Source organism: Planomonospora algeriensis (assembly GCF_977012225.1).
In genome coordinates, this window is sequence record NZ_CDRNDK010000304.1 from 1 (window position 1) to 8078 (window position 8078).

Genomic DNA, 8078 nt, shown 5'->3' on the forward strand with positions numbered 1-8078 from the left:
CTCGGCCTGGCCGGGCTGGCGTTCGCCGCCGGCAGGGCGTCCGGTGGCGCCGCGGTGACCGGGACCGCCGAGATCGCCGCGCAGGTGCTCTGCCTCGTCACGGTCGCCCTGCTGACGGCGGCGGCCCCCGTCCGCCGGAGCGCGCCGCGGGGAACGCAAGAGCCGGGACCGCCCGCCGTCGTGCGCAGGCCGGAGAAGCTGGGGGTGGGCGCGTGACCCCGCGGCCGATCCCCTGGACGGCGGTACTGGCCGCGGGCGCGTTCCTCGTCACCCTCGCGGGGCTGATGCGCTTCCACGTCTACGAGAGCGCCCTGCTCCTGCCGCGGGAACAGGACAGGACCTATCACCTGGCCACGGCGGACGGCGCCTACTTCGACCCGGGGACGCTCACCTCCCGGACGGGGGTCGTGCTCGTGGCGAAGGTGACGCTGAAAGGCGACACGACCGCGGGAGACGAGCGGACCGGGGTGTGGACGGAGTTCACCTCGATCGAGACCGGCGAGGGCCGGCGGATCGGCTACCACGAGCGCCGGTCCGCCTTCGACCGCAGGACGGCGACGGCGGTCGACTGCTGCGGGGGGTACGTCGACTCCGACGCCGGGGTGCGGCAGTCGGGGCTGGCGTTCCGGCTCCCCTTCCGCGCGGAGCCGCGTTCCTACCCGATGTACGACACGGTGCTGCGCCGGGCGGTCCCCCTGCGTTTCGAGCGGGAGGAGGACGTCCGGGGGCTGCGGACCTACCGCTACAGCTACACGGCGGGACCGGTCGAGGTCGAGGCGAGGTCCGGCGAGTTCCCGGGCCGGGCCATGGGCCTGCCGGGCCGGCGCGTGGTCGGCGTCTCCCGCTACGCCGAGGTGGCGAGGACGCTCTGGGTCGAGCCGGAGAGCGGGCTGACGGTGAAGGCCGAGGAGAGCCACCGGCAGGCCCTGCGCACGGTCGACGGAGCCGAGCGCAGGCTGAGCCTCCAGGCCCGGCTGACCATGGTCCCCGAGGACGTCGAGGCCCGGGTCGCCGAGGCGCGGGCCTTCGCCCGCCGGGTCCTCCTCGTCCGGGACGTGCTGCCGGCCGGGTTCCTCGTCGGGGGAGCCGCGCTGGGACTGCTCGCCGTACGGCTGCGCCGGCCGAGACCCCTCGCTGCGCGGGAATCACCGGTGGCGGAGACGGAGGCCGTGTGAGCGCCGGGCCGGTCGAGATCGAGTTCCGGCTGCCGTCGTGGGCGTCGAACCCGTCGGCCAGGAGACACGCCTTCACGCTCGCGGTGACGGTTCTGCTGGCGGGAGGCCTCGGACTCACCCGGTGGCTGCTCGGCCGGTCCTACTTCACCGAGGACGACATCGTCTTCATCGGCCGGGCGGTCGCCGAGCCCTTCGGCTGGGACCACCTGTCGCGCGTGCACATCGGCCACCTCATGCCCGGCGCCCTCGCGCTGGTCCGCGCGGTCACGGCCGTCTCGGCGTACGACTGGGCGCTGATGTCGGCAGTGGTGCTCGTCCTGCACGCGGGCGCCGCGCTGGCCCTGCTGCGGCTGCTCCTGCTGATGTTCGGCCGCAGGCCGCTCATCCTCGTCCCGCTCGCCTTCTTCCTGTTCTCCCCGGCGAACTTCCAGGCCGGGACCTGGCCGGCCGCGACGCTCAACATCGTGCCCCTGCAGATCGCGATGCTGATGGCGATGTGCTCGCAGGTCCTGCTGATCCGCACCGGCCGGCTCCGGCACGCGTTCGCCGGGCTCGCGTGGACCTGCGCCGGGCTGCTCTTCTTCGAGAAGGCGATCGTCATCCCGGTGGTCCTGTTCGCCCTCACCGCGTTACTGCCCGTGGCGCAGGGCAGCGGTGTGGTCCGGGCCGCGCGCCGGCATCCGGTCCTATGGGCGGCCCACCTGGCTCTTGCCGCCGGTTACCTCCTGGTCTACGCCGCGGCGGTCGGCGGGACCGCCGCCCAGGGACCGTCCGCCCCGGACCTCCAGCAGGCTCTGCGGTACGCCGGAGGCTTCTTCGGTGTCACGGTCCCGACGCTGCTCGCGGGCGGACCGCTGACCTGGGGCGCGGAGACCACGGCCGGTCCGCTGGTCGGCGGGAGCGTGATCGAGGTCACGGCGGCCTGGCTGGTCGTGGCTGCCGTCGTGGCCGGCACCTGGCGCAGGCGCCGGCGGCGGCCGGGGCCTGGGCGCTGGGCGCGGGATACCTCCTCGTCGCAGACGGCCTGCTGATCATGTTCGGGAGGGCGGGCTCGGCCCAGCACGCCTTCGAGAGCCGCTACATCGCCGACGCGCTTCCGCTGCTGGCGGTCTGCCTCGCGCTCGCGCTGATGCCGTGGCGGGGGGCGCCGATCGAGCGGAGAGAGATCCCCGGGACCGTCCCGGTGCTCGCCCTGCCCGCCGTGTGCGTGTACGTCGCGGTCACCCTGGTGTCGGCGGCGGGGTTCGCCCAGGGGCTGCCCGGCGAGCGCAACCGGGCCTACTTCGAGACGGCCCGCGCGGAGTTGGCCGCGCTCGACCCCGGGATCGGGGTGTACCCGGCCCTCGTGCCCGAGACGATGATGTTCCCCTGGCAGGCGATCGAGGACCGGCTGACGTCCCGGGCGCTCAGTCCGCTGGCCGAAGGGGAACTGCGGCGGCGGGTCGGCCTGCCGGGCCCCGCCTACCGGGCCGTCACCTTCGACGAGAGAGGGCGGCTCCGCCCGGTCCGGATCTTCGGCGGGTTCGCCCTGCCCGAGGAGCGTAACGGGCGAAGGCGCCGCTGCTTCCCCCTGGAGGGCGGCCGTGCGCTCACCGTCGATCTGCGCGCGGAGTACCCGGGGCACATCGCGAGGATCGAGTACGAGATCCGCGGGCCCGTCGGCGTCACCGTGCGGACCGGGACGCTGGACACCCGGCTCGTCCTGTCCCCCGAGCACCGGCAGGTGTTCCTCCCGGTCCCCGTGCACCAAGGGGGCCTGCGCGTGACGGTGGATCCGGGGGCGGAGAGGCCGTGCCTGAAGTCCGTCGTGGTCGGGGCGGCGCTGCCGGAGGAGGTCAGCGGCGGCGCAGGATGAGCAGCAGGTTCCAGCTCACGATCTCGCGCAGCCCCGGGACGCGGACGACCGGCGTGGCCCACCGGGGGTGGTAGCGCGGCAGGGCGTCCAGGACCCGGACGTCCGGCTGCCACCGTGCCCAGCGCAGGGCCGCGCCCACCGAGACGGGGTAGAGGCTGGTGCCGTACACGTTCTTGGGCGGGCGTCCGTGCCGGCGGGTGTAGCGGGCGGCGGCGCGGTGGCCGCCGAGGTAGTGCCACGGGGAGGTCTCGTGTCCGCCCCACGGGGAGAGCCAGTTGGTGAAGGACAGGTAGACCACCCCGCCCGGCCTGGTGACGCGGACCATCTCCGCGGCCATCCGCCACGGGTCCGGCACGTGCTCCAGCACGTTGGAGGAGAAGCAGACGTCCACCGAGCCGGTCGCGAGCGGGATGTCCAGCGCGCTGCCGAGCACCGCGCCCTCCGGGGCCGCACCCTGCCGGGCCATCATCTCCCCGGCGTCGCAGTCCACGCACACGGGCCGGCGCCGAGGCCCGCAGCACGTCGGTGAAGTAACCGGGGCCGCCACCGATGTCCGCGACCAGCGCGCCGTCCAGCTCGGTGTAGGACGCCAGCTGGGCGACGGTGTCGTGGGCGAGCATGCCGTAGAAGAAGTCCGGGTCGCTCTGCTCCTTGCGGAAGGCGCGGAGCAGCCGGACCGACCGGCCGAGGGTGGCCCGGAACGGTGCCTGCGGAGTCTGCAATGCTGCTCCTCGCCGCGGTGAACGAATCGGGTGCGCCGGAGCATAACAGCATGTATTGCCGGTGTCCTGGCAGGCCCATAGGGTGCTTGCGCGCCGTGGGACGAAGGAGGACGCAGGTGGGGGCCACGCAGACCGAGCGACCGCAGCCGCCGACGCTGCGGATCACGCTGCCCGGCTGGGCCGCGGGGCTGCGCGAGCCGGTGCTGCTGGGGGCGGCGTCGCTCATCACGGTCTCACTCATGCTGCGCGCTCTGGTCCTGAAGGACTCCTATTTCGTGGAGGACGACCTGCTCTTCGTGGGCAACGCCTACGAGAGCGGCCTGACCCCCGATTTCGTGACGCGCATCCACAAGGGCCACTTCATGCCCGGCGCGCTCGCGCTGACCTGGGTGCTCTCGCGGATCGCGCCGTACGACTGGCTGCTGGTGGCCACCGTCACCTTCCTCGCCCAGGGGCTGCTCGGCGTGCTGGCGCTGCGGTTGCTGCGGTCGCTGTTCGGCACCCGTCCGGCGATCCTGCTGCCGCTGGCGGTGCTGCTGCTCTGCCCGCTGACGGTCCCGCCGCTCGGCTGGTGGGCGTCCGCGCTCAACGCGGTCCCGCTCCAGCTCGCGATGGTGCTCGCGCTGACCGCGCAGGTGCGTTTCGCGCGGGGCGAGGGGGCCCGGTACGGCCGGCACGCGATGGCCTGGACCGTGACGGGCATGGCCTTCAGCACCAAGGGCGTCTTCGTCGCCTTCCTGCTCTTCGCCGTGACCACCGCGTTCCTGCGCGACCGGGAGGCCGGCTGGATCCGGTCCATGCTCGCCGAACTCGGGCGGCACCGGCGCCTGTGGGGCGCGTACGCGGTGCTGCTGGCCGCCTACACCGCGCTCTACCTCGCCCGCCGGGACACCGCGCCGGGAGAGGGCGCGTCGATGCCCAGACTCGACGTCGCGGTGGACCTGGTCGGGCTCATGCTGGGCCGTACCTTTCCCAGCGGGGCGGTCGGCGGCCCGTTCACCTGGAGTCCGGTCACCCGGCCGGGGGGATGGCCGGCCCGTCGGACGCCGTGGTCGCGGTCTCCTGGCTGGTGCTGGCCGCCCTGGTGGCGGTCACGGTCGCCTACCGGCGGCGGGCGCTGCGGGTGTGGGTGATCCTGGCGGGCTATCTGGTGTTCGCCGACGCGGTCCCCACGGTCATCGCCCGGGGCGGTCACGTGGCGCTGGTCGGGGCGGAGACCCGCTACGTGGCGGACGCCGTGGTCGTGCTCGCGGTCGGCCTGGGACTGGCGCTGCTGCCGCTGAGGGGGGAGACGGACGCGTACCGCCGTCCGCTGCCCGGCAGGTCCGCGCTGCTCCTGGCGGCCGGGCTGGCCGCCGGGGCCTACCTGGTGGCATCGGTGGTCTCGACCGAGGCGTACCGGGCGACGCTCAGCGGCGACCGGGTCCGGGCCTACCTGGAGACCGTCTCCGCGGAGCTCGCCCGGGTGCCGGACGACGTCGTGATCTACCCGGCGCCGGTGCCCGACGACATCGTGCTGCCGCTGAACGGGGACCGGCGGCTCAGCGACCGCCTGCTCGCCCCGCTGGCCCGTCCCGCGATCCGGACCAGGATGGCCCATCCCGAGCCCAGCCACGAGGCCGTGGTATTCGGGAAGGACGGGCGGCTGGCGAGGATGAGCATCTTCGGCTTCTTCCGGACCCCGGCGCAGGGCCAGGGCTGCCTGCCCTCGGCGAACGGCGTGGTGACCCTGCCCGAGGTGGTCTCCGAGGAGCGGCGGGGCCTGGCGGGAGCGCTGTCCTATGCGGCGGACCGGTCGCTCTCGGCGACCGTCGAGGTCGGCGGGGAGCGGATCGTGCTCAATCTCAGGAAGACGCCGGGCGACCGCGTCCATTTCCCGGTGAGCGGGCCGGGCCGGGGGATGCGGGTGGTGATGGACGATCCGGCCGCGCGGGTCTGCGTGACCGGCGTGGCGCTGGGGGTCCCGAGGGCCGAGGGCGAGTAGTCCTGTTTCAGCGCCTCACCAGGGCGTTCAGCCGCTGGAGGGGCCGCTCCACGAAATGGTGGGTCAGGATGGCCATGCCCAGGGTGAGGGCCGTGATGGGCGGCAGGTTGGCGAGGAATCCGCCGGTGAACGGCTGCTGTCCGGTGAACCCGTACCAGGTGTAGATCGCCACGAACTGCCAGAGGAAGACGCCGTAGGAGACGCGGCCGAGGAAGCGCATCACCGGGTTGCCGAGCAGGCGCTTGACCGGGGAGTCGCCCGGGGGCAGCAGCGCGGCCGGGGCGACCAGGCAGAAGGCGACGACGGTGTAGAGGACCAGTTCGGACAGGCCCGACCAGACGCCCTCGACGCCGAGGAACCGGTCACCGGTCACCGGGGAGGCCGCGACGGCGTAGGCGAGGGCCGCGACCAGCCACCAGGAGCCGGGAGAGGCGGCGACCTCCCGGCTGAAGCGCGCGGCCGGACCGTGCGGCCGGGCCCGTGCCCAGGCCATGACGACGGCCAGCGCCATGCCCGCGGTGAAGTAGACCCCCGAACGGGGCGGCCAGAGGTTCAGGTGGGGCCGGTACTGCGGGTAGTGGGTCAGCAGCGTCCAGACGAAGGACGTCACCGCCAGGGCGGCCAGGCAGGCCAGGAGCCGCCGGGCCCGCCGGTCGACGTCGGCGCCGCCGCGCCGGGCGAACGCGGCCATCCCGGCCGCGAGCAGGGGGAGGGCCAGGTAGAACGCGGCCTCCACTGACAGGCTCCACATCTGGGCCAGGCCCTTGGGGCCCAGACCGTGCCACCACGCCTCGGCGCTGTAGTTCTGGTTCAGGGTGAGGAGCTTGAACCAGTTCCAGGCGTCGGTCAGATGATCACGCGACCAGAGGAAGAGGGCGACGGCGACCACCAGCCAGTAGGCGGGCAGGATGCGGACGGCTCTGCGCCACAGGTACGCCCCGGCCCGGGGCGCCGGGGCGCCGGTGAGGGCCGCCGCGGCGAAGGGGCGGTAGAGCAGCAGGCCGGAGAGCGCGAAGAAGATCGGCACGGCCACGTCGCCGCGCGACAGCAGCGCCCCGGTGAACCCCTCCCGCAGTACGGCGCCGGCCTCGTTCGCCACGTGGTAGACGAGCACGGTGAAGGAGGCCACCGCGCGCACCCCGTCGAGGGCGTCCAGATGGCCGCCGGTGTCGGTCGCCTCCTGATGGACGGCAGGGCGGACGGCGGGCACCGATCTAGAACTTGTTTCGGTCACTTTTCCGCATCCCTGGTGACGTGGGTGATCGACGTCACTAACATACTGGCCAGTAGCTCGTGATTTAAGTACATTTCACCCCCCATGGCCACCTGCCCGTCCAGGGACCCCCCAGGAGGATCAATGCGCCGAATAGTCGGGATCGTTCTCTTAGCCCTGGGAGCCTTTCTCATCGTCCTGGCCCCACTCGTGCGCTTCCAGGTGGCCGGCAGCCTGATCGCCGCGCCCGCCGCGCAGTACGGCATCAGCAAGCTGCAGGCCGAGGGCGCGCAGTACTTCAGCGCCAGGGACCTCAAGGTCATGACCGCCCAGCTCGGCGTCACGGTCACCACCCGCGGCGACGTGAGCCAGGCCAAGGGCGACACGGTCGTCTGGGACGAGTTCACCGCGGTCAACGACGTGACGAACAACAACCCCAACATCACGATCACCGAGCGGCGCAGCGCCTTCAACAAGTACACCGGCGAGGGCGTCACCTGCTGCTCGGTGAACATCGACGACAAGCCGGTCACGATGGAGGGCCAGATCTACAAGTGGCCCTTCGACGTGGAGCAGAAGACCTACAAGGTCTTCAACTCCGTCGCGGGCAGGGCGTTCGACGCCAGGTTCGTCGGCGAGGAGCAGGTCAACGGCCTGACCGCCTACAAGTTCGAGCAGGACGTGCCGGAGACCAAGACCGAGACGCGCAGCGTGCCCGCCTCCGTCATGGGCGTCACCGACGTGACCGGCGACGTGCAGGTGGACCGGATCTACAAGGGCAAGAACACGTTCTGGATCGAGCCGACGACCGGCTCGCCGGTCAAGCAGGAGCAGCGGCGCGACGAGGTCCTGCGCACCCAGGACGGCGCGCACAGCGTCACCGCCCTCGCCGCCACGATCCGGATGACCCCCGAGACGGTCAACGACCTGGTGTCCAACGCCACCGAGAGCAAGAACCAGATCTCCATGATCAAGGTGACGATCCCGCTGGTCCTGCTCCTGCTGGGCCTGGTCCTGCTGGTCACCGGGTTCTTCGTGGCCCGCGGCACCGCCGGCAAGGCGTGACCGGCGAGGAGAGAACGGCCGTACGGCCGCCGGCGGATCCGCCGGCGGCCGGTCCGCCGCGCCA

General features: G+C 72.8%; 8 protein-coding genes and 1 pseudogene. 7 read left to right on the top strand and 2 right to left on the bottom strand.

What is annotated here, in order from left to right:
• The 4 genes from ACWJ6R_RS25330 to ACWJ6R_RS25345 form a co-directional block, all read left to right on the top strand.
• On the top strand, positions 1 to 216 hold a 216-nt coding region (locus ACWJ6R_RS25330; protein WP_449064631.1), incomplete at its 5' end, for a hypothetical protein.
• Positions 213 to 1175 (top strand): DUF3068 domain-containing protein, encoded by a 963-nt coding sequence (locus tag ACWJ6R_RS25335; protein WP_449064632.1) that lies wholly within the window; start codon positions 213 to 215, stop codon positions 1173 to 1175. The genes ACWJ6R_RS25330 and ACWJ6R_RS25335, both read left to right, overlap by 4 nt.
• Positions 1172 to 2206: a hypothetical protein gene (locus ACWJ6R_RS25340; RefSeq protein ID WP_449064633.1), complete on the top strand. Its 1035-nt coding sequence runs from the start codon at positions 1172 to 1174 to the stop codon at positions 2204 to 2206. The genes ACWJ6R_RS25335 and ACWJ6R_RS25340 overlap by 4 nt, the downstream gene beginning before the upstream one ends.
• 2 nt (positions 2207 to 2208) lie before the next feature.
• The gene (locus ACWJ6R_RS25345) at positions 2209 to 3030 is read left to right on the top strand and encodes a hypothetical protein (protein WP_449064634.1); all 822 of its coding nucleotides are present in this window, start codon (positions 2209 to 2211) and stop codon (positions 3028 to 3030) included.
• Here the strand turns inward: ACWJ6R_RS25345 and ACWJ6R_RS25350 are convergent.
• Positions 3011 to 3752 (bottom strand): annotated as a pseudogene (locus ACWJ6R_RS25350) (class I SAM-dependent methyltransferase). The gene ACWJ6R_RS25345 and the pseudogene ACWJ6R_RS25350 sit on opposite strands and share 20 nt — an antisense overlap.
• A gap of 116 nt (positions 3753 to 3868) precedes the next feature.
• Here ACWJ6R_RS25350 and ACWJ6R_RS25355 point away from each other — a divergent pair.
• Both ACWJ6R_RS25355 and ACWJ6R_RS25360 read left to right on the top strand, forming a co-directional pair.
• Positions 3869 to 4885: a hypothetical protein gene (locus ACWJ6R_RS25355; RefSeq protein ID WP_449064635.1), complete on the top strand. Its 1017-nt coding sequence runs from the start codon at positions 3869 to 3871 to the stop codon at positions 4883 to 4885.
• The gene (locus ACWJ6R_RS25360) at positions 4780 to 5736 is read left to right on the top strand and encodes a hypothetical protein (RefSeq protein WP_449064636.1); all 957 of its coding nucleotides are present in this window, start codon (positions 4780 to 4782) and stop codon (positions 5734 to 5736) included. The genes ACWJ6R_RS25355 and ACWJ6R_RS25360 overlap by 106 nt, the downstream gene beginning before the upstream one ends.
• A gap of 7 nt (positions 5737 to 5743) precedes the next feature.
• Here ACWJ6R_RS25360 and ACWJ6R_RS25365 read toward each other — a convergent pair whose 3' ends face one another.
• Positions 5744 to 6970: an acyltransferase family protein gene (locus ACWJ6R_RS25365; RefSeq protein WP_449064637.1), complete on the bottom strand. Its 1227-nt coding sequence runs from the start codon at positions 6968 to 6970 to the stop codon at positions 5744 to 5746.
• Between the two features lie 123 nt (positions 6971 to 7093).
• Between ACWJ6R_RS25365 and ACWJ6R_RS25370 the strand changes: the two genes are divergently transcribed.
• Complete coding sequence (locus ACWJ6R_RS25370) at positions 7094 to 8014, top strand: DUF3068 domain-containing protein (RefSeq protein WP_449064638.1); 921 nt, start codon at positions 7094 to 7096, stop codon at positions 8012 to 8014.
• Positions 8015 to 8078 lie beyond the last annotated feature (64 nt).